Here is a 21,130-nt window from a genome sequence, read left to right on the forward strand (position 1 = left end):
CCATGCCTCTTCTCGAAGCCCGCAAGACCTACAAGCCCTTCGAATATCCCTGGGCCTACGACTTCTGGAAGCGCCAGCAGCAGATCCACTGGATGCCCGAAGAAGTGCCGCTGGGTGAGGATTGCCGCGACTGGGCGCAGAAGATCTCGGACCACGAACGCAACCTGCTCACGCAGATCTTTCGCTTCTTCACGCAGGCCGACGTCGAGGTGCAGGATTGCTACCACGAAAAGTACGGCCGCGTGTTCAAGCCGACCGAGATCAAGATGATGCTCGCCGCCTTCTCCAACATGGAGACGGTGCACATCGCGGCCTATTCGCACCTGCTTGACACCATCGGGATGCCCGAGAGCGAGTACGGCATGTTCCTCGAATACGAGGAAATGAAGGCCAAGCACGATTACCTGCAGCAGTTCGGCGTGGACACCGACGAGGACATCGCGCGCACGCTGGCGATGTTCGGCGGCTTCACCGAAGGGCTCCAGCTTTTCGCCAGCTTCGCCATGCTGATGAACTTCCCGCGCTTCAACAAGATGAAGGGCATGGGGCAGATCGTCAGCTGGTCGGTGCGCGACGAAAGCCTGCACTGCGAAGGCATCACCCGCTTGTTCCACGCCTTCGTGGCCGAACGCGGCTGCCTGACCAAGGCGGTGAAGGAAGACATCATCGATTGCTGCCAGAAGACAGTGCGGCTGGAAGATGCCTTCATCGACCTCGCCTTCGAGCAGGGCCCGGTGCCGGGGATGAGCCCGAAGGAAATCAAGCGCTATATCCGCTACATCGCCGACTGGCGCCTGGGCCAGCTGGGCTTCCAGCCGATCTACATGATCGAGGATCACCCGCTGCCGTGGCTCGCCCCGCTGCTGAACGGGGTGGAGCACGCCAACTTCTTCGAGACCCGCGCCACCGAATATTCCAAGGCCGCCACCCGCGGCGACTGGAACACCGTGTGGTCCAGCTTCGACAGCCGCCGCAAGGCCAAGACCGTCGCCAACACCGAGGAAGGCATCGAAGTGGAAGTCGACATGTTCGGCACCGCGGGGATCGCCGCCGAGTAATCCCTGCCGGCGGCCTTGCGCACCGGACCTGAGAGGCCGGGCACCACGCAGGTGGCGCCCGGCTTTTTCATGGGTGATCGGCAGGGCCGGGGCGAACGTCAAAGAGGGCAGAAACCCCCGTCCAGCCCCGGCATCCATGCCAGCCCAAACGAAAAGGGCGCCCGTTGCCGGACGCCCTTTCACGGTTCACACCGTTTGCGCGGTTCAGCGCGGCAGTTCGCTCACGCCCATCAGCGCCTGGTCCACCGCGCGCGCGCACTGGCGCCCTTCGCGGATCGCCCAGACGACAAGGCTCTGGCCGCGGCGCATGTCGCCGCAGGAGAACACGTTCTCGACGCTGGTCTTGTAGTCGATCACGTTGCCCTTGACGTTGCCGCGCGCGTCCAGCTCGACGCCGGCCTGTTCGAGCAGGCCCTGCTTGCGCGGGCCGACGAAGCCCATCGCCAGCAGGATCAGGTCGGCCTGGAGCGTGAACTCGCTTCCCGGCACTTCCTGCATCTTGCCGCCAACCCATTCGACGCGGACGCATTCCAGCCCGGTCACGTCGTTTTCACCGACCACGCGCTTGGTCAGCACCGCGAACTCGCGCTCGCAGCCTTCCTCGTGGCTGGACGACGTGCGCATCTTGAGCGGCCAGTTCGGCCACGACAGCGCCTTGTCTTCCTTCGCGGGCGGCTCGGGCATGATTTCCAGCTGCGTGACCGACAGCGCACCCTGGCGGTTCGACGTGCCGACGCAGTCCGAGCCGGTATCGCCGCCGCCGATCACGACGACGTGCTTGCCGGTGGCGAGCAGCGAACCGCGCGGGGCGGCGCGCAGTTCATCGTCGCCCGCGTTGCGCTTGTTCTGCTGGGTGAGGAATTCCATCGCCATGCGCACGCCGGGCAGTTCCGCGCCCGGAATGGCCAGACCGCGCGGATCTTCCGCGCCGCCCGCCAGCACCACTGCATCGAAGTTTTCCTGCAGCGAGGCGAACGAGACGGTCACGCCCACTTCAACGCCCGTGCGGAACTGGACGCCTTCGGCCTCCATCTGCATCGCGCGGCGATTGATGAGCTGCTTTTCCATCTTGAAGTCGGGAATGCCGTAGCGAAGCAAGCCACCGATGCGATCGTTCTTCTCGAACATCGTCACCGAATGACCCGCGCGCGCCAGCTGCTGCGCGGCGGCGAGGCCCGCCGGGCCGGAGCCGACCACGGCGACCGACTTGCCGGTCTTCTTCGCCGGAACCTGCGGCGCGATCCAGCCTTCCTTCCACCCGCGATCGACGATCGCGCATTCGATCGACTTGATCGTGACCGGCTGGTCCACGATGTTCAACGTGCACGCCGCCTCGCACGGGGCGGGGCAGATGCGGCCGGTGAATTCCGGGAAGTTGTTGGTCGAATGGAGATTGTCCAGCGCCTCGCGCCAGTCGTTCTCATAGACTAGGTGGTTCCAGTCCGGGATCTGGTTGTTCACCGGACAACCGTTGTGACAATACGGAATGCCGCAGTTCATGCACCGCGAAGCCTGGCCCTTGAGGCTGGCATCGTCGTGCGGGATCACGAATTCCCGGTAGTGCTTCAGACGTTCCGCAGGCGCGTCGTACGTGCGGTCCTTGCGGTCGATTTCGAGAAAGCCGGTAGCCTTGCCCATGTTCTGTATTCCTTCTTCCGCGCGCGCTTATTCAGCCGCAACCGAGGCGGCGGCGAGGCGCTCGGCCTCCTGCTGGCGGAGCGCTCGCGCGTAATCGCGCGGCATGACCTTGACGAAACGCGGCAGTTCCTCGGCCCAGTTGTCGAGGATCGCGCGCGCGCGATTGCTGCCGGTGTGGAGCTGGTGGCGCTCGATCAGGATGCGGAGACGATCCGCATCATGGCGGAGCATGTCGCCCATGCCGAAGTCGTGGACGTCCACGCCGCGCTGCTGCGGGCGGCCTGCACCGTCGTCCTCGTCCCGCTCTGCCGAGACGGGAAGAAGATCGACCATCGCGCCGTTGGCGAGCTGCGCGAAGTTGCCGTCCACGTCATAGACGTAGGCCACGCCGCCCGACATGCCCGCCGCGAAGTTGCGCCCGGTCTTGCCGAGCACGACGACGACACCGCCGGTCATGTATTCGCAGCCATGATCGCCCGTGCCCTCGACCACCGCGACGGCGCCCGAATTGCGCACCGCGAAGCGTTCGCCCGCCACGCCGTTGAAGTAGGCCTCACCGGCGATGGCACCGTAGAGCACGGTGTTGCCGACGATGATGTTCTCCGACGGGTCGCGGTCGACGTGGGCCGGCTGGCGCACGATCACGCGTCCGCCCGACAGGCCCTTGCCGACATAGTCGTTGGCATCGCCGACGAGGTCGATGGTGACGCCGTGGGCCAGGAACGCGCCGAACGACTGACCCGCCACGCCCTTGAACGCGACGTTGATGGTGTTGTCCGGCAGGCCCTTGTGCCCATACTTCTTCGCCACTTCGCCCGAGAGCATCGCGCCGACGGTGCGGTTCACGTTGCGCACTTCACGCTCGATCCGCACGGCCTCGCCCTTTTCGAGCGCGGGTGCAGCCGCGGCGATCAGGTCGTTGTCGAGCGCGGCTTCGAGACCGTGGTCCTGCGTGCCGCTCCATGCCAGCGTGGTGCCGGCAACCGGCTCCACCTTGTGCAGCAGCTTCGTCAGGTCGACGCCCTGCGCCTTCCAGTGCGACACCGCCTTCTTCGCATCGAGGCGATCGACGCGACCGACCATTTCCGCGACGGTGCGGAAGCCCATCTCGGCCATGATCGCGCGCAGTTCCTCGGCGACGAAGAAGAAGTAGTTGATCACGTGCTCCGGCTGGCCGGTGAAGCGCGCGCGCAGCACCGGATCCTGGGTGGCGACGCCAACCGGGCAGGTGTTGAGGTGGCACTTGCGCATCATGATGCAGCCGGCCGCGATCAGCGGCGCGGTGGCGAAGCCGAATTCGTCCGCGCCCAGCAGCGCCGCAACCGCGACGTCACGCCCGGTGCGCAGGCCGCCATCGGCCTGCACCGCGATGCGGCTGCGCAGGTTGTTGAGCAGCAGCGTCTGCTGGGTTTCGGCCAGGCCGATTTCCCAGGGCGAGCCGGCGTGGGTCAGCGAGGTCAGCGGCGAAGCGCCGGTGCCGCCTTCGTAGCCGGAGATCGTGACGTGGTCGGCGCGCGCCTTGGACACGCCCGCGGCCACGGTGCCGACGCCCACTTCGGACACCAGCTTGACCGAGATGCGCGCGGTCTGGTTCACGTTCTTGAGATCGTGAATGAGCTGCGCGAGATCTTCGATCGAGTAGATGTCGTGGTGCGGCGGCGGCGAGATCAGGCCAACGCCCGGAGTCGAGTGACGGGTCTTGCCGATGGTCTTGTCGACCTTGTCGCCCGGCAGCTGCCCGCCTTCGCCCGGCTTCGCGCCCTGCGCCATCTTGATCTGGATGTCGTCGGCGTTGACCAGGTATTCGGCGGTGACGCCGAAGCGGCCCGAGGCGACCTGCTTGATCGCCGAGCGCATCGTGTCGCCATTGGCCAGCGGCTTGAAGCGCGAGGGATCCTCGCCGCCTTCGCCGGTGTTCGACTTGCCGCCGATGCGGTTCATCGCCACGGCCAGCGTGGTGTGCGCTTCCCAGCTGATCGAGCCATAGCTCATCGCACCGGTGGCGAAGCGCTTGACGATTTCGCTCGCCGGCTCGACTTCGGACAGGTCGATGGCCTTGTCGGCCTTCTTCAGCTCCATCAGCCCACGGATGGTGAGCATCCGCTCCGACTGCTCGTTGATGCTTTCGGCGAACTCACGATACTTCTCGGGAGTGTTGCCGCGCACCGCGTGCTGCAGGTTGGCGATGTTGCTGGCGGTCCAGGCGTGCTCCTCGCCGCGCAGGCGCAGCTGGTACATCCCGCCCACGTCGAGCATCTTCTTGTAGATCGGGTTGTCGCCATAGGCCGCGGCATGGCGACGCACGGTCTCTTCCGCGATTTCCGCCAGGCCGACGCCCTCGATGCTGGTCGCGGTGCCGGTGAAGTATTCCTCGACGAAAGCGGTGCTGAGGCCGACCGCGTCGAAGATCTGGGCGCCGCAATAGGACTGGTAGGTCGAGATGCCCATCTTGGACATGACCTTGAGGATGCCCTTGCCGATGGCCTTGATGTAGTTCTTCTGGACGTCCTTGGTCGAGAGCGGCAGCTCCTTGTCGACGCGGATCGCTTCCAGCGTCTCGAACGCCAGATAGGGGTTCACCGCTTCCGCGCCATAGCCTGCGAGCGCGCAGAAGTGGTGCACTTCGCGAGCTTCACCGGTTTCGACGACCAGGCCGGTCTGCATGCGCAGGCCCTGCCGGACGAGGTGGTGGTGCACCGCCGCCGTCGCCAGCAGCGCCGGCATCGGGATACGGCTTTCGCACTGTGCACGGTCGGACAGGATCAGGATGTTCTTGTCCGCCAGCACGGCCTCGGTGGCCGCCCAGCACATTTCCTTGATCGCCTGCGCCAGCCCGTCGGCACCGTTCGCGGCATCCCACGTGGTGTCGATCGTGGCGGTGCGGAACGCGCCGTCGAGCGCGGCCTCGACCGAGCGGATCTTGGCGATCTCGTCGTTGGTCAGGATCGGCTGGTCGACTTCGAGCCGCTTGTGGCTGCCGGCATCGTGGCCCAGCAGGTTCGGGCGCGGCCCGATCATGCTGACCAGCGACATCACCAGTTCCTCGCGGATCGGGTCGATCGGCGGGTTGGTGACCTGCGCGAAGTTCTGCTTGAAGTAGTCGTAGAGCAGGCGCGACCGGCTCGACAGCACCGCGATCGGCGTGTCGGTGCCCATCGAGCCGAGCGGGTCGTCGCCATAGACGGCCATCGGCTCGAGGAACTTGCTGATGTCTTCCTGCGTGTAGCCGAAGGCCTGCTGGCGATCGAGCAGCGAGGTCGTCTCGACCGGCAGTGCCGCCAGTTCGGGCTCGACCACTTCAAGCTCCTTGAGCTTGTACTGCGCGGCTTCCAGCCACTCCTCGTAAGGCTCGTCGCCCGCGAGCTGCGCCTTGATTTCCTCGTCCTCGATGATCCGGCCCTTGTCGAGGTCGATCAGGAGCATCCTGCCGGGCTGGAGGCGCCACTTGCGGACCACGTCCTCCTCGCGGAAGGGCAGCACGCCGCTTTCGGACGCCATGCAGATCAGGTCGTCGCGGGTGATCGAGAAGCGCGCGGGGCGCAGGCCGTTGCGATCGAGCGTGGCGCCGATCTGGCGGCCGTCGGTGAAGGCCACGGCGGCCGGGCCGTCCCACGGCTCCATCAGGGCGGCGTGATACTCGTAGAACGCGCGGCGCTTGGCATCCATCAGCGGGTTGCCCGCCCACGCCTCGGGGATCAGCATCATCACCGCGTGGGCAAGGCTGTAGCCGCCCGCGAGCAGCAGCTCGAGCGCGTTGTCGAGGCTGGCCGTGTCCGACTGGCCGTGCGGGATCAGCGGCCACATCTTGTCGAGATCGGGGCCGAGCAGCTCCGATTCCATCGTGCGGCGGCGCGCATTCATCCAGTTCACGTTGCCGCGCACGGTGTTGATTTCACCGTTGTGGGCCACGAAGCGGAACGGATGCGCCAGCTTCCAGCTGGGGAAGGTGTTGGTCGAGAAGCGCTGGTGGACGAGGCCGAGCGCCGAAACGCAGTCGGGATCACGCAGGTCGTCGTAGAAACCGCCAACCTGGGTCGCCAGAAGCAGGCCCTTGTAGACGATCGTGCGCGACGAGAAGCTGGGCATGTACAGCTGGGTCACGCCCGGCAGGCCATACTTCTCGGCCTTCGCGGCCAGCGGGTTCTGCGTCTGCTTGCGGATGGCCAGCAGCTTGCGCTCGAACGCGTCCTGATCGGGCGTGCCCGCGCCGCGCTTGATGAAGCACTGGCGGATGACGGGCATCTGCTCGATCACGGTCTTGCCCAGGCCGTCGATCGTGGTCGGCACGTCGCGCCAGCCGATCAGCTCCTGGCCTTCCTTCTCGATGAACTTCTCGAAGAATTCGGTCACGAAGTTCCGCGAAGGCTCGTCGCGCGGCAGGAAGCACATCGCCACGGCATAGTCGCCGGGAGCGGGCAGTTCCTTGCCCTCGGCCGCTGCCCACTTGCGGAACAGCTGGTCGGGAAGCTGGATCAGGATTCCCGCGCCGTCACCCAGCAACGGGTCTGCGCCCACCGCGCCGCGGTGGTCGAGATTTCGCAGAATCTCGAGGGCCTGATTAATGATCGCGTGGCTTTTGATGCCTTTGATATGGGCGATGAAGCCCACGCCACAGGCGTCATGCTCATTACGCGGATCATACAGGCCCTGAACCGGCGGAAATCCCATCTCGAAGGTGTTCCTACATCCATAAAGTGGAAACGACGCGCGAATCGCGCCCCCGGTAAGGGGACGAAAGTTGCGCGAATTTCCCCCATGACTGCAGGAAAGTTATTTTGCAACCGCGAGAAATGATTCGCCCCCGATAAGGGCGACGGAAATACGGATGCGGCAGACCAAACCCTTGGGCCCGCGAGGTTTTCAGCCCCGCGCGGTCATCCGCTGAAGCGTGGCCAGCGCCGCACGAAGCGCGCGATCCGCGTCCTCGACGTCGGGCGCGGGCACGCCGGAGGCAAAGACCTGGGCCGGTCCAGCGGGTGCACCGTTCCGAACGGCGCCGGCATCAGCCGTGCCAGGCACCGGGCGCAGGAATGGCGCGGCGTCCGTCACGGGACCGGAGCGCGGCCCCTGACCGGGGAAGATCACCACCGGCTCGATGACATCGGGCGCGGAATCGGTCGCATCGGGCGTGTCGACCCGGATGAATTCCTGCCGGGGCGCGGCTGCCGGCGCAGCGGGGTGAGCAAGGCGCGGAGCCTCGGACACGGCGGGCGCCACAGGCTTTGCCTCGCCCGACGCGGCTCGGCCCAGAAAACGCGGTACGACAACGTCCTCGCCGTCGGCACCCTCGTCGGCATCGTCCCACTGGGGCGCGACCGGGTTGGCCATCGAGGGGAAGCGCGCGATCACTGCCGGCGCGGTGGCCTGCACGACCGGAGCCGCGGGTTCGGCGGGAAGCGCTTCAACGGGGCGAACTTCAGCCACGGGAGCGGGCACGGACGAAGCAAAGCGCGGCGGGGCCGGCGCAATCTCCGCCTGTTCCGGCTCGGGTGCGGCATCCACCACGGGTTCGGCGGGTGCGAACGGGGCCGGCGCCACCACGACCTGTTCAGCCCCGGTCTGCTCGATCACGGTGGGTTCGATCACGGTCGGTTCGATCACGGTCGGTTCGATCACGGTCGGTTCGATGATGGTCGGCTCGACGATGGTCGGCTCGATGATGGCCGGTTCGATGATCGCCTGTTCCGGCAGGGCAGGTTCGGCCATGACTTCGACCGGCGCAGGCTCGGCGACCATGATCGGCGCGGCGGCACGCTCGAACGCCGGTTCACCGGCAGCACGCATCCGGCTGTCGATCGCCAGCGCAAGTCGTTCGACCAGCTGGACAAGGCCCAGGCTTTCCAGCGGCGCGCCGGTCAGCATCGAGCGGACGTCGGGCGCGGTCGGAGCAGGCGCGCGGCGCGCGGGCGCATCGGTCACCGCAGCCGGCACCGGATCGACCGTAGCCGCATCCACCATGACCGTAGCCACCACGTCCGCCTCGGCGTCGAGCACGGCAACAGCGGTCCACTCACCATCCTCGACTTCGTCGAACGTGTCCTCGGCGATGGCGGCCTCGGCGATGGCCGCCTCGTCGATGGTGTCCTCGGCGAATGCAGGCTCGTCCGCTGCATCGTCCCACAGCGCAAAGCCGGGCGCAGGTGCGTGATCGACCGGTTCGGCCGGCAGGCTTTCGTCGGTCAGCGACAGCGCGCGGCGGCGCACGGGCAACCCGCGTGCGGATGCCGGAACTTCATCGACGGCGGGCACGAGATCCGCGCTCAGGTCGAAGGGCTTGCGCGGCGGGGCATCGGGGTGGGAATCGAACGCGCGCACTTGCGGCGCATCTTCGGCAAGATCGATTTCGGCTTCCGGTTCCGGCTCCACGTGGACAGCGCCCCGGCGGCGCACCACGGCGGCAGGACGCGGACGCGGACGCAGGCGCAGGCCCAGCACCAGGCCCGCCGTGATTCCCGCCACGGTCATCGCCAGCGCGATCAGCAGGCGGGCAGTGATGCCCAGCGGCGGCGCAGCAGCGGGCACCAGCGCCGAAAGCCCGGTCACGCCGACAAGGCGCTCGAGAAACTCGGAAGGCAGCGCGAAGCTGCCCAGCCCGAACAAAGCCGCAAACCACAGCGCGACAAGCGCCGGAAACAGGCGATGCGCCGTAATCGGCTGGCTCGCCCTGCGGGTTGCGGCGCGCGGTGCGGTCTGGCTTCGGCTCATGGTCCCCTGACTTCAGTCGCTATCTTGCTCGATTCGCACGCCGCAATGCAACCGATTCAAGGCGCTATCCGGCGACGTCAGGCACTTGGGGTAACAGCGTTTGGTAAACGCGGTCATAACGCCGAACGTTGAAAGCCCAGTCGTGATCCCGCCGCACGAAATCGCGCGCGGCGAAGCGCCGGGCCGCCCATTCCTGGGGCCGAGCCAGCAGCGCCACCAGCGCGTCGGCCAGCCCTGCCGGATTGTCCGGCGGAAACAGCGTGCCGGTAACGCCGTCCGCGACGAGTTCGCGGTGCCCGCCCACGTCGCTCGCCGCCACCAGAGTGCCCTGCGCCATCGCCTCCAGCGGCTTGAGCGGGGTGACCAGCTCGGTCAGCCGCATCGCCTTGCGAGGATAGCAGACAACATCGACCAGCGCGTAGTACCGCTCCACCTCGTGATGCGGCACGCGGCCGACGAAGCGGATCGCGTCTGCGGCCGGCGAGGCTTCCGCCTGCGCGCGCAGCGCATCGGCCGCCGGGCCGCCGCCCACCAGCAGCAACCGCGCGCCCGGCACGCGGGCGGCGATGGCCGGCATCGCGGCGATCAGGTCGTCCAGCCCTTCATAGGGGTAGAAGCTGCCCAGGAAGCCGATCACCGGCCCGTCCCCCAGCCCCAGGCCTTCCGCCAGCACCGGATCGCGTGGCGGCGGCGCGCCGAACAGCGACAGGTCGACGCCGTTGGGCATGATCGACAGCTTGCCACGCGGAACACCGCGCGCGGCCAGGTCTTCGAGCAGACCGCGGCAGATCGTGACGACCGCGCCCGCGCGGGCGACGACGTGGTTCTCCAGCGCGCGGGTCAGACGGTATTTCGCCGAACCTTCGCGCCCCGTCAGGTTGCCCACCGCCGCATCCTCCCAGAAGGCGCGGATTTCATAGACCACCGGGATGCCCAGCCGCCGCCCCGCCCTCAGCGCCGCCAGCCCGCATAGCGCGGGCGAATGGGCGTGGATCACATCGGGCCGGAACGCGCGCGCCGCAGCCTCGATCCGCCGGGCGAACGCGGCCACCTCGCGCCATTCGCGCAGCAGCGGCGGCCCGGAAGGCAGGCCGGGGGTGCGATGGAACGCGATGCCGTCTGCGATTTCCGGCGCCTCGCCGGGGTCCGGTTCGCCCGTCTCGACATTGTGGCGCTGCCCGGTTACCCCGATCACCTCGTTCCCCGCCGCCTGCTGTGCCTTCAGGATCGCACGGGTGCGGAACGTGTATCCGCTGTGCAGCGGCAGGCTGTGGTCAAGGACGTGGAGCACGCGGGTCATGCGCGATGCCATGCCAAGCGAACGCTTAACGCGGCGTCAACTCCGTTCCGGTAGCGCCAAAAAGGCAGCGAGCGCGGCAATCGGGAAACAGGACGGGTAAGGCAGGCGATGATCGACATCTTCACCGTGCTGCTCCCCCACGCGCTGATGGCGCTGGCGGTGTGGCGCCTGCTCCAGCGCGACGACCTTGACGAGGACCCTGCCCTGCCCCGCCGCAAGATCGGCTGGCAGAAGCCCGCGCGGCGTCCGGCCGCACGATCGGGCGAGACGGGCGACTAGGCGTGCTCAACCTCTTCCTCACCGCGTTTGTCCTGGCCTTCCTCGCGGCGGGCGTGCGCCGGCCGTACCTGTTCGTTCTGGCCTATGCCTATATCGACATCGTTGCCCCGCAAAAGGTGACGTGGGGCTTCCTGCAAAGCGTGCCGGTCTCGCTGATCGCGTTTGCCTGTGCGTTCGGGGCCTGGCTGGTGGCGGAGGACAAGAACGGCATCCGCCTGTCTTCGCGCCAGTGCGTTCTGCTGCTGCTGCTGCTCTATTGCGGGCTGACCACGCGCACCGCGGATTTCCCGGTCGAAGCCGCCGAAAAATGGGGCTGGGTGTGGAAGGCGCTGGTCTTCGCGCTGTTCCTGCCGCTGACCTTGCGCACGCGGCTCCGGATCGAGGCGCTGGCGCTGATCATGGTGCTGTCGGTGGGCGTGATCGTCATCGGGGGCGGGATCAAGACGCTGGCGTCGGGCGGCGGCGGATACGGCGAACTGAAGCTGCTGGTGAACGACAATACCGGGCTTTACGAAGGCTCGATCATCTCCACCGTGGCGATCTGCGTGATCCCGCTGGCGCTATGGCTGGCCAATCACGGCACGATCTTCCGCCCCGGCTGGATGGTGCGCCTGTTTGCCATCGGGATCTGCTTCGCCTGCCTGCTGATGCCGGTGGGCACGCAGGCGCGCACCGGGCTGGTGTGCGCCGCCGTGCTGGGCGTGATGATGTTGCGAAGCACGAAGCGGCGACTGCTCTATGTCTCCGTGATCGCCGTGGGGGCGCTGGTAGCGCTGCCGCTGCTGCCATCCAGCTTCAACGAGCGGATGAGCACGATCAAGAACCACCAGGGCGACCAGTCCGCCTCGACCCGGCTTGCGGTGTGGCAGTGGACGATCGACTTCGCCAAGGATCACCCCTTCGGCGGCGGGTTCGACGCCTTCCGCCAGAACCGCGTTTCATACGACACGGTCAAGGCCGACTATGCGGGCGACAACAATGCCGCGATCGAGACCGAGCGGATCGAGGAAACCGCGCGCGCCTACCACTCCAGCTATTTCGAGATGCTGGGCGAACAGGGCTATCCCGGCCTTGCACTGTGGCTGCTGCTCCACGTCATGGGCGTGATCCATATGGAAGTGATCCGCCGCCAATATGCGAAGAACCCGCCGGACGGGTTCGCGTGGGTCACACCGCTGGCCGACGCACTGCAACAGGCACAGATCGTCTACCTGGTCGGCGGCGCCTTCGTCGGCATCGCGTTCCAGCCGTTCTGCTACATGCTGGTGGGACTTCAGTGCGGCCTGTCGGCCTACATCGGCCGGGTGCGCCGCTCTGCCCCGGTGCCCTTCCGCAAGGCCCGCTCCGCGCCTGCCCCGCTGCCCGACGCCACTTAAGCAACCGGTTAAACAAGGCGTTGCCAGCGCGCGCGGAAGCGGTCATGACGGTCGGCAGGTCCGCAAAGGACACCGAACGCAAGGAGAGGTCATGACCCGCTACATCCCACCGGCCGAGATCCAGAGCCTCGTCGGCCAGGTCGTCGGCACGTCGAACTGGGTCGAAGTCACGCAGGAGCGCATCAACCAGTTCGCCGAGGCGACGGGCGACTTCCAGTTCATCCACGTCGATCCGGAACGCGCGAAGGACACGCCCTTCGGCGGCACCATCGCGCACGGGTTCCTGACGTTGTCGTTGATTCCGCTGCTGACCATGGAAAGCGACTGCCCGCGCCCCGAAGGCGTGAAGATGGGCGTCAACTATGGCGGCAACAAGACGCGCTTCCTCTCGCCCGTCCGCTCGGGCAAGCGCATCCGCGGCCTGTTCAAGCTGCTCGCGCTGGACGAAAAGCGTCCCGGCCAGTGGCAACAGACGATGGAGATCACGGTCGAGATCGAGGGTCAGGAAAAGCCTGCCCTGATCTGCGAATGGGTCACCCAGTTCTTCGTCTGAGCTGTCCGGTTCCCCGTCCTGCCCCCGGCGAGCGCCAGGGGTAGGACGTACCCGGGATCAGGCGACCGCGGTCAGCTTGCGGCCCTTGCCCTTCTTGTCGAACTTGCCGATCCAGGCATCGACCACCGGGGCGATCGTGGTCCGCCAGCGCGTGCCGTTGAAGATGCCATAATGGCCGACTTCGGGCGCGAGGTGATACTTCTTCAGGTCGTCGGGCAGGTTCGGCGTGACCTTCAGCGCCGCCTTGGTCTGGCCGATGCCCGAAATGTCGTCCTTCTCGCCCTCGATGCACAGGATCGCCGTGTCGGTGATCGCGCCCAGGTCCACCACCTTGCCGCGGTGCACGAACTCGCCCTTGGGCAGCGCGTGCTGCTGGAAGACGACGTCCACGGTCTGCAGATAGAATTCGGCCGGCAGGTCGCAGACGGCGCGATATTCGTCGTAGAACGTCTTGGTCGCCTCGGCGCTGTCTTCCGCGCCCTGCATCATGTGCTGGTAGAGCTTGTAGTGGCTCATCATGTGGCTGCCGAGGTTCATCGACATGAAGCTCGCCAGCTGGACGAAGCCCGGATAGACGCGCCGCCCCTCGCCCGGATAGTTGCCGGGCACGGTGGTGATCACGTTGTGCTTGAACCACACGTAGGGCTTGGTGATCGCATGGTCGTTCACCGCCGTGGGCGATTCGCGCGTGTCGATCGGCCCCCCCATCATCGTCAGCGTGACGGGGCGGCAGGGATGCTCGTTCGCCGCCATGATCGCCGTCGCGGCGAACATCGGAACCGAAGGCTGGCACACCGCCATGGCGTGGGCGCCCGGCCCGATGTGCTCAAGGAAGCCGACGATGTAGTCGATGTAGTCGTCGAGATCGAACGTGCCATCGGCCAGCGGCACGAACTTCGCGTCGGCCCAGTCGGTGATGTAGACCACGCTGCGTTCCATCATCCGCTCCACCGTGCCGCGCAGCAGCGTGGCGAAGTGGCCGCTCATCGGCGCCACGATCAGCAGGCGCGGCGCATCCGCGGGCAGGCCGGCGTGGGTGAACTTCTTGAGCTTGCCGAACGGGCGCTGCACTTCGGTCGATTCGCTGACCGCATGGATCGCGCCATCGACGTGGATGGTCTTGATGCCGAAGGCGGGCTTGCCGCGCGGTGCCGCTGCGTGTGCGAACACATCGAGCGCGGAGGCCAGCATCTGGCTGCCGCCAAGACCGGCAAGGGGAGAGCGCGGATCGTTGAGCAGGTCCGCGGTCATCGAGGCCCAGGCGCTGCCGGCATTGAGCAGCGAGCGCTGGATTTCATAGGCCTTGTAAAGCACGAGCGACACCTTTCGTGACCCGGCCGCGCCGGGGATTCGTTTTCCCGCCAAGAATGCCGCCTTTCGACCTTTTGTGCAATGCAACAAAAATCAGGGCGAGCAAGACCCCTTCCGGCGCGCGCGTGCATGGGCTAGGCGGGCGCGATGGATGAGGGAACCCAGCCCGCCGAACCGCGCGCCGCGCGCAACCTGACCCCGCTGCGCATGGTGTGGCGCCAGGCGCTCAACTATCCGACGCAAGTGCTGATCGCGCTCGGTGCGCTGATCACCACCTCGGCGGCGACGATCTCGATCCCGGCCCGTTTCAAGTCGATCATCGACCAGGCCTTCGGCCCCGGCGCCAATCCCGATACGATCAACGGCGCCTTCCGCATCCTGCTGCTGATCGTCATCATCCTGGGAATCGGCACCGCCACGCGGTTCTACTTCGTCTCGTGGATCGGCGAACGCGTGGTCGCGGACGTGCGGCTGAAGGTCCAGCAGAACCTGCTGCGGCTGCCTCCCAGCTTCTTCGAGAGCAACAGCCCGAAGGAAATCTCCTCGCGCATGACGTCGGACACGGCGATCATCGAGCAGGTCGTGGGCACCACCGTCTCGGTCGCGCTGCGCAACGCGCTGACCGCGATCGGCGGGGTGATCTACCTGTTCGCGCTGGCCCCGGCGCTCACCGCCGGACTGCTCGTGGGGATTCCCGTGGTGATCGGCCCGATCATGTTCTTCGGCACCCGCTTGCGCAAGGCATCGCGCTCCAGCCAGGACCGCGTGGCCGACATCGGCGTGATGGTCTCCGAAGTGCTCGGCGCGATGAAGGTCGTCCAGGCGTTCGGACAGGAACGGCGCGAAGCGGAGCGCTTCGGCGGCGCGGTGGAACGCACGTTCGAGACCGCGCAGCGCCGCATCCGCATCCGTGCGGTGATGACTGCCATCGTCATCTTCCTGATCTTCGGCGGGATCACCGCGCTGATGTGGGAAGGCGCGATGGGCGTGGCCAAGGGCACGATCAGCGGCGGCACCATCGCGGCCTTCGTGCTGACCGGCGGCATCGTCGCGGGCGCATTCGGCTCGCTGATGGAAGTCTATGGCGATCTCGTGCGCGGCGCGGGCGCCGCCAGCCGCCTCAACGAACTGCTGCTCGAACAGCCGGACATCGCCCCGCCGGCGCGGCCGATCGCGCTGCCGCAGCCGCCGCGTGGCCAGCTCGCGTTCCAGAACGTGGCGTTCCGCTATCCCAGCCGTCCCGAAGTGGCGGCGCTGGAAGATTTCTCGCTCACGGTCGAGCCGGGCGAGACCGTGGCCATCGTCGGCCCCTCGGGCGCGGGCAAGTCCACGCTGTTCCTGCTGGCCGAGCGTTTCTACGATCCGCAGGGCGGCACCGTGCGCATCGACGGCGTGCCGCTGGCACAGGCAGATCCGGCCGAAGTGCGCGCCCGCATGGCGCTCGTCCCGCAGGAAGGCGTGCTGTTCGCCGCCAGCGCGCGGGACAACCTGCGCTATGGCAACTGGGACGCCACCGACGAACAGATCTGGCAGGCCGCGCGCGATGCCAATGCCGAAACCTTCCTCCGCGCGCTGCCGCAAGGGCTGGACACCTTCCTGGGCGAGGACGGCGCGCGCCTTTCGGGCGGCCAGCGCCAGCGCATCGCCATTGCGCGCGCCCTGCTGCGCAACGCGCCGATCCTGCTGCTGGACGAGGCCACGAGCGCGCTCGACGCCGAAAGCGAGCGGCTGGTGCAGGACGCGCTCGACCGGCTGATGAAGCAGCGCACCACGCTGGTCATCGCCCACCGCCTCGCCACCGTGCGCCAGGCCGACCGCATCGTGGTGATGGAAGGCGGCCGCATCGTCGAACAGGGCACGCACGCCAGCCTTTCGGCGCAGGACGGGCTCTACGCCCGCCTGGCCCGGCTCCAGTTCGACACCGTGCACGCCTGATCGCGGCCGACGCTGATCGACCAGCGACATACGGGCGCCGACGAACGACAAGCGATCGCCCTTCGGGGAAATCGCCAAGGGGTGTTCAGGCGCGGCTAAGCCGTTAAGGGTGATCCGGTCACATCTGTAACCGGACGGATTTCCTCAGCGATGCACAAGTCGATTCCCGCGCTCCTTGCCGCCGTCTCCGTGTTCGCCCAAGTGGCGCCGGCCTTTGCCGAAGATGCCCCGGCGGCTGCGACAGCCGCTGCCACCGCGCCCCAGGCACCACTGATGAGCCGCGACTTCCCCGGCAGCGGCCTGCAACTGCAATACGTCGACAAGTCGGTGAAGCCGGGCGACGATTTCGACACGTACGTCAACGGCAAGTGGAAGGCGGGCTTCGTCATGCCCGCGGACAAGACGCGCTACGGTTCGTTCAACGCGCTCGATGACCTGTCCCAGGACCGCCTGCGCGGCATTCTCGACGAACTGGTCGCCAAGAAGGCCGATCCCGCCACGCCCGAAGGCAAGGTGGCCGCCGCCTATACCGCCTATCTCGATACCGCCGCGATCGACGCCGCGGGTCTTGCACCGGCCAAGCCCTGGCTCGACCGGATCGCCGCGGCAAAGACTTCCGACGATCTTGCACTGCTGTTCGCCCAGCCGGGCATCGCCTCGCCCATCGGCTTCGGCGTCGATGCGGACGAGAAGGACAGCGACCACTACATCCTCTACGTCAGCACCGGCAGCCTTGGCCTGCCCGACCGCGATTTCTACCTCGTCGACAACCCGCGGAACACGACTGTTCGCGCCAAGTACATGGAATGGCTGCGCTTTGCCCTGGGGCAGGCGGGCTATGCCGATCCGGCCAGGACGGCAGACGCGGTCTATGCGCTGGAAACCAAGCTGGCCGGCGCGTTCTGGGACCGCGCGCTGTCGCGCAACCCCTCGCTCACCTACACCAAGGTCGCCCGCGCGGACGCCGCCAAGGCGCTGCCCGGCCTGCCCGTCGATGCCATGCTGAACGAGATGGGTGCGGGCGCGGCGCAGGCCATGGTCGTCACCCGGATGCCTCCTTCGGCCGAAGCGCTGGCGGCGGCGAAGTATACGCCGGAAATGGCGGCGAAGCTCGGCGGCGGTGTGCCCGCCGTGGCCGCGCTGATCCGCAGCGAGCCGGTCGAGACGTGGAAGGCATGGCTCGCCGCGCAGTTCCTCGCCTCTTACGCGGGCACCCTGCCCAAGCCGATCGACGATGCTCGCTTCGCCTTCTACGGCACCGTGCTCGCCGGCCAGCAGGCGCAGCTGCCGCGCTGGAAGCGCGCGATCAAGGCGGTCGAAGGACAAGTCGGCGAACAACTCGGCAAGATCTACGCCGACCGCTATTTCCCGGCGGAGAACCGCGCGGCGATGGGCGATCTCGTCGGCAACCTGCGCAAGGCGATGGCCGCCAACCTCGCCGATCTCAAGTGGATGGGCACCGATACGCGCAAGGAAGCGCTGGCCAAGCTCGACGCGTTCAATCCCAAGATCGGCGCCCCCGCCACGTTCAAGGACTATGCCGCGCTCAGCCAGGCGCCCGGCACCCCGCTCGCCAACGCGATCGCCGCCGAGAATTGGGACTTCCGCTACCAGACCGCACGCATCGGCAAGGAAGTGGACCGCACCGAGTGGGGGATGCTGCCCGAGACGATCAACGCCTACTACAACCCCACGTTCAACGAGATCGTGTTCCCCGCCGCGATCCTCCAGCCGCCGTTCTTCAACCTCTCGGCCGATCCGGCGGTCAACTATGGCGGCATCGGCGCGGTGATCGGCCACGAAATGGGCCACGGCTTCGACGATCAGGGATCGAGCTACGACGGCAAGGGCAACCTGCGCGAGTGGTGGACCGACAAGGACCGCGCCGCGTTCGAGGCGCTGACCACGCGGCTGGGCCAGCAGTACGACGCCTTCTGCCCGTTCGACGAGAAGTCGGCGGGCGGCAAGGCCTGCGTCAACGGCAAGCTGACGATGGGCGAGAACATCGGCGACGTGGGCGGGCTCAGCCTCGCCTACCGCGCCTACAAGCTCTCGCTCGGCGGCAAGCCTGCGCCGGTGATCGACGGGCTGACCGGCGACCAGCGGTTCTTCATGTCGTGGGCGCAGGTGTGGCGCAGCCAGGTGCGCGACGAGACCGCGCGCCAGTTCCTCGTCACCGATCCGCACTCGCCGCCGGCCTACCGGATCAACGGCGTCGTCCGGAACTTCGACGAGTGGTACAAGGCGTTCGGCGTCAAGCCTTCGGACAAGCTCTACCTCCCGCCCGCGCAGCGCGTGCGCATCTGGTGAAGTGACCAAAATTTAAGGGCGGCGCGCATGCGCCGCCCTTGACACTTTGCTGCGCTGCGGCGAGGCCTTGGCCCCATGGACAGCACCATCGTCACCGCAGTACTTCTCGGCATCGTCGAGGGGCTTACCGAGTTCCTGCCCGTCTCCTCGACCGGCCACCTGATCCTCGCGACCGAACTGTTCGGCTACGACGCGGCGCAGTGGGCGCTGTTCAACGTGGTGATCCAGCTTGGCGCAATCCTCGCGGTCGTCGTGCAGTACTGGCGCACGTTCTGGGCGGTGGGCATGGGCCTGCTGAAGCTCGAACCGCTCAGCTTGCGCTTCCTGCGCAACCTGCTGGCCGCGTTCATGCCGGCGGCGGTGATCGGGCTGATCTTCAAGCACCAGATCGAAGGCCTGCTGGGCAAGCCGCTGGTGGTCTGCGCCGCGCTCATCGTCGGCGGCATCGGCATCCTCGTTGTCGAACGCTTCGCCAAGGGCGGAGAGCCTTCGGGCATCGGCCAGCTTCCGCTGAAGCAGGCGATCGGCGTCGGCTTCGTGCAGTGCCTGGCCATGGTTCCCGGCGTCAGCCGTTCGGGCGCGACGATCATGGGCGCGCTTGCCATGGGCATCGAACGGCGCACCGCCGCCGAATTCTCGTTCTTCCTCGCCATTCCGACGATGCTGGGCGCCAGCACGATCGAACTGCTCGGGCAGCGCCACCAGCTGGCGGCGGGCACCACCGGCGTGGGCTGGAGCGAGATCGGCATCGGCTTCCTCGTCTCGTTCGTCGTGGCGCTCGCGGTCATCCGGCTGTTCGTCGCCTATGTCAGCCGGCGCGGGTTCACGCCCTTCGCATGGTATCGCATTGTCGCCGGCGTGCTGGCCGGCGCTTGGCTGATGTACACCTGAAATAATCAGGTCTGGCCCGGCCCAAGTAAACTCGGTTCGTCGCACCTTCGGAACCAAATGCCTGTCCCCGGATTTTCCGGACCAGACAGCATTCGAAGGGATTAGCAAAATGGGCCTTATCATCCTTCTCGTCGTCGGCGGTATTCTTGGCTGGCTGGCGAGCATCGTCATGCGCACTGATGGGCAGCAGGGCATTTTTCTCAACATCGTGGTCGGGATCGTCGGCGCCCTGCTCGGCGGTTTCCTCCTTGCCCCGCTGATCGGCGGCGGCAGCATCACCCAGGGCATTTCGGCCGGCAGCCTGATCGTGTCGTTCCTCGGCGCGGTGATCCTGCTTGCGGTGGTCAACCTCGTCCGTCGCGGCGCGGTTCGTTAACAGACTGAAAACCAAGTACTTCCACAAAATGGGGCGGTCTTTGCGGGCCGCCCCTCCTTTAAGAAGGGGACCACATCCATGAAGACCATTTTCAAGGGCGCGATGATCGCATCGGTCGCAGCGTTCGGCCTCAGCCTCGCCGCTTGCGACAGCAAGCAGGAAAATGCCGCCGAAGACCAGGCGCAGGCCGTCCGCGAATCGACCGACGCCACCGCCGATGCCATCGACAAGACCGCCGACAAGGTGGGCGGTGCTTCGGAAGAAGCGCTTGAGAACAAGGCGGATGCGGTCCGCGCTTCGGGCGAGGCCAAGGCAGACGCCATGGAAGACAAGGCCGACAAGATGGACAAGACGCCGGGCTGATCGCCCTTCGTCGACCACTTGCTTCAAAGCGGCGTCCGGGTAACCGGGCGCCGTTTTCACGTCGGGCGTGCCGGATCAGACCGGAACGGCGCCCGATCCGCGCCCACCGCGCAAGTGATATTCCAGCGTGCCCCGGTGCAACACGTTGTCGATGTCGATCACCGCGGTATTGGCATATGTGAAGCCCGGCCCCAGCCCGCGATAGAGCCGGTCGAAATCGCGCTCCACCGTCTGGTGATAGAGGTCGCGGAAGCTCTCGATCACGAAATAGGTCGGTTGCAGGTCGTCGATAACGTAGTCGGTGCGCATCACCCGGTCGACGTTGAGGTAGATGCGATTGGGCGAGGCGGCCTCCAGCGCGAACACAGCCTCCGCCGGGCCGGACAGAATGCCCGCGCCATAGGCGCGCAGCCCGGCCTCCTCCTCGATCAGCCCGAACTCCACCGTGTACCAGTAGAGCGCGCCCAGCGCCTTGAGCCGGTTATGGCGCATCGCCTTCCAACCGGCGCGGCCATATTCCTGCATGTAATCGGCATAAGTGGGGTCGGTCAGCATCGGCACGTGGCCGAACACGTCGTGGAACACGTCCGGCTCCTCGATATAGTCGAACGTCTCGCGCGTGCGGATGAAGTTCCCCGCCGGGAACCGCCGGTTGGCCAGGTGCCAGAAGAACACGTGGTCGGGGATCAGCATCGGCACCGGCACCACGCGCCACCCCGTCAGCGCATCCAGTTCCTGCGACAGCCGCCCGAAATCGGGCACCCCGCCGCGCCCGAGGTCCAGCTTGTCCAGCCCGCGCAGGAACGCGCTCGCCGCCCGGCCGGGCAGGATGTCCATCTGCCGGGCAAACAGGTCGTCCCAGATCCGGTCCTCGTCCGCGCCATAGGCGCGCTGCGCCGGCTCGACCCAGTCCTCCCCCACCCTCGCCGGCCGCCTGAGCGGCGCGGTGAACACATCCGCCGGCAGTTCGGGCAGAAGGCGATAATCGGAGGCAAGGCCGGCCGCGATGGACATGGTTTCCATTGCAACTTGTAT

The 21,130-nt window shown here is 66.9% G+C and carries 15 protein-coding genes; 9 read left to right on the forward strand and 6 right to left on the reverse strand.

Annotated elements, in window-relative coordinates; all coding sequences use genetic code 11:
- Positions 1-2: 2 nt before the first annotated feature.
- A complete protein-coding gene (locus OLX02_RS04190) occupies positions 3-1,058 on the forward strand; it encodes a ribonucleotide-diphosphate reductase subunit beta (RefSeq protein WP_264420502.1) in 1,056 nt (351 codons plus the stop codon).
- 204 nt (positions 1,059-1,262) lie between these two features.
- Here OLX02_RS04190 and OLX02_RS04195 read toward each other — a convergent pair whose 3' ends face one another.
- The 4 genes from OLX02_RS04195 to OLX02_RS04210 form a co-directional block, all read right to left on the reverse strand.
- Positions 1,263-2,696, reverse strand: a complete 1,434-nt coding sequence (locus OLX02_RS04195; protein ID WP_264420504.1) for a glutamate synthase subunit beta — start codon at positions 2,694-2,696, stop codon at positions 1,263-1,265.
- 27 nt (positions 2,697-2,723) lie between these two features.
- Positions 2,724-7,364, reverse strand: a complete 4,641-nt coding sequence (gene gltB / locus OLX02_RS04200; RefSeq protein WP_264420506.1) for a glutamate synthase large subunit — start codon at positions 7,362-7,364, stop codon at positions 2,724-2,726.
- A gap of 192 nt (positions 7,365-7,556) precedes the next feature.
- A complete protein-coding gene (locus tag OLX02_RS04205) occupies positions 7,557-9,401 on the reverse strand; it encodes a hypothetical protein (RefSeq protein ID WP_264420508.1) in 1,845 nt (614 codons plus the stop codon).
- A 64-nt stretch (positions 9,402-9,465) separates the two neighbouring features.
- Positions 9,466-10,701 (reverse strand): TIGR04063 family PEP-CTERM/XrtA system glycosyltransferase, encoded by a 1,236-nt coding sequence (locus OLX02_RS04210; RefSeq protein WP_264421162.1) that lies wholly within the window; start codon positions 10,699-10,701, stop codon positions 9,466-9,468.
- Between the two features lie 108 nt (positions 10,702-10,809).
- Here OLX02_RS04210 and OLX02_RS04215 point away from each other — a divergent pair, with 108 nt between their 5' ends.
- The 3 genes from OLX02_RS04215 (at position 10,810) to OLX02_RS04225 (ending at position 12,909) form a co-directional block, all read left to right on the forward strand.
- A complete protein-coding gene (locus tag OLX02_RS04215; RefSeq protein ID WP_264420510.1) occupies positions 10,810-10,980 on the forward strand; it encodes a hypothetical protein in 171 nt (56 codons plus the stop codon).
- A 2-nt stretch (positions 10,981-10,982) separates the two neighbouring features.
- Positions 10,983-12,356, forward strand: a complete 1,374-nt coding sequence (locus tag OLX02_RS04220) for a putative O-glycosylation ligase, exosortase A system-associated (RefSeq protein WP_264420512.1) — start codon at positions 10,983-10,985, stop codon at positions 12,354-12,356.
- Positions 12,357-12,447: 91 nt separating this feature from the next.
- Positions 12,448-12,909 carry a MaoC family dehydratase gene (locus OLX02_RS04225; protein ID WP_264420513.1) on the forward strand — a complete coding sequence of 154 codons (462 nt, stop codon included), beginning with the start codon at positions 12,448-12,450 and terminating at the stop codon, positions 12,907-12,909.
- A gap of 57 nt (positions 12,910-12,966) precedes the next feature.
- Here the strand turns inward: OLX02_RS04225 and OLX02_RS04230 are convergent, their stop codons facing one another.
- Positions 12,967-14,223, reverse strand: coding sequence for a polyhydroxyalkanoate depolymerase (locus tag OLX02_RS04230; protein WP_264421164.1), 1,257 nt, complete (start codon positions 14,221-14,223; stop codon positions 12,967-12,969).
- Between the two features lie 144 nt (positions 14,224-14,367).
- Between OLX02_RS04230 and OLX02_RS04235 the strand changes: the two genes are divergently transcribed.
- From OLX02_RS04235 to OLX02_RS04255, 5 genes are all read left to right on the forward strand, one after another.
- Positions 14,368-16,155: an ABC transporter transmembrane domain-containing protein gene (locus OLX02_RS04235; RefSeq protein WP_264420515.1), complete on the forward strand. Its 1,788-nt coding sequence runs from the start codon at positions 14,368-14,370 to the stop codon at positions 16,153-16,155.
- A gap of 150 nt (positions 16,156-16,305) precedes the next feature.
- Positions 16,306-18,465, forward strand: coding sequence for a M13 family metallopeptidase (locus OLX02_RS04240; RefSeq protein ID WP_264420517.1), 2,160 nt, complete (start codon positions 16,306-16,308; stop codon positions 18,463-18,465).
- A gap of 75 nt (positions 18,466-18,540) precedes the next feature.
- Entirely contained in the window at positions 18,541-19,356 is an 816-nt protein-coding gene (locus OLX02_RS04245; protein WP_264420519.1) for an undecaprenyl-diphosphate phosphatase, read from the forward strand.
- Positions 19,357-19,465: 109 nt separating this feature from the next.
- The gene (locus OLX02_RS04250; RefSeq protein WP_264420521.1) at positions 19,466-19,732 is read left to right on the forward strand and encodes a GlsB/YeaQ/YmgE family stress response membrane protein; all 267 of its coding nucleotides are present in this window, start codon (positions 19,466-19,468) and stop codon (positions 19,730-19,732) included.
- A 78-nt stretch (positions 19,733-19,810) separates the two neighbouring features.
- On the forward strand, positions 19,811-20,095 hold the full coding sequence (locus OLX02_RS04255) for a hypothetical protein (protein WP_264420523.1): 285 nt from the start codon (positions 19,811-19,813) through the stop codon (positions 20,093-20,095).
- Between the two features lie 75 nt (positions 20,096-20,170).
- On the opposite strand, the gene phhA is transcribed toward OLX02_RS04255, so the two are convergent.
- Positions 20,171-21,109 carry a phenylalanine 4-monooxygenase gene (phhA, locus tag OLX02_RS04260; protein ID WP_264421166.1) on the reverse strand — a complete coding sequence of 313 codons (939 nt, stop codon included), beginning with the start codon at positions 21,107-21,109 and terminating at the stop codon, positions 20,171-20,173.
- Between the last annotated feature and the right edge of the window lie 21 nt (positions 21,110-21,130).

The sequence above is a fragment of the Novosphingobium sp. KCTC 2891 genome (assembly GCF_025938155.1).
Lineage (GTDB): Bacteria > Pseudomonadota > Alphaproteobacteria > Sphingomonadales > Sphingomonadaceae > Novosphingobium.

Bases quoted from the DNA above. Each gene is read 5' to 3' on its own strand.
- OLX02_RS04210 (WP_264421162.1), bottom strand. From the start codon at position 10,701: ATGACCCGCGTGCTCCACGTCCTTGACCACAGCCTGCCGCTGCACAGC.
- OLX02_RS04255 (WP_264420523.1), top strand. From the start codon at position 19,811: ATGAAGACCATTTTCAAGGGCGCGATGATCGCATCGGTCGCAGCGTTC.
- OLX02_RS04215 (WP_264420510.1), top strand. From the start codon at position 10,810: ATGATCGACATCTTCACCGTGCTGCTCCCCCACGCGCTGATGGCGCTG.
- OLX02_RS04195 (WP_264420504.1), bottom strand. From the start codon at position 2,696: ATGGGCAAGGCTACCGGCTTTCTCGAAATCGACCGCAAGGACCGCACG.
- OLX02_RS04235 (WP_264420515.1), top strand. From the start codon at position 14,368: ATGGATGAGGGAACCCAGCCCGCCGAACCGCGCGCCGCGCGCAACCTG.
- OLX02_RS04205 (WP_264420508.1), bottom strand. From the start codon at position 9,401: ATGAGCCGAAGCCAGACCGCACCGCGCGCCGCAACCCGCAGGGCGAGC.
- OLX02_RS04250 (WP_264420521.1), top strand. From the start codon at position 19,466: ATGGGCCTTATCATCCTTCTCGTCGTCGGCGGTATTCTTGGCTGGCTG.
- OLX02_RS04245 (WP_264420519.1), top strand. From the start codon at position 18,541: ATGGACAGCACCATCGTCACCGCAGTACTTCTCGGCATCGTCGAGGGG.
- OLX02_RS04190 (WP_264420502.1), top strand. From the start codon at position 3: ATGCCTCTTCTCGAAGCCCGCAAGACCTACAAGCCCTTCGAATATCCC.
- gltB (WP_264420506.1), bottom strand. From the start codon at position 7,364: ATGGGATTTCCGCCGGTTCAGGGCCTGTATGATCCGCGTAATGAGCAT.
- OLX02_RS04225 (WP_264420513.1), top strand. From the start codon at position 12,448: ATGACCCGCTACATCCCACCGGCCGAGATCCAGAGCCTCGTCGGCCAG.
- phhA (WP_264421166.1), bottom strand. From the start codon at position 21,109: ATGTCCATCGCGGCCGGCCTTGCCTCCGATTATCGCCTTCTGCCCGAA.
- OLX02_RS04240 (WP_264420517.1), top strand. From the start codon at position 16,306: ATGCACAAGTCGATTCCCGCGCTCCTTGCCGCCGTCTCCGTGTTCGCC.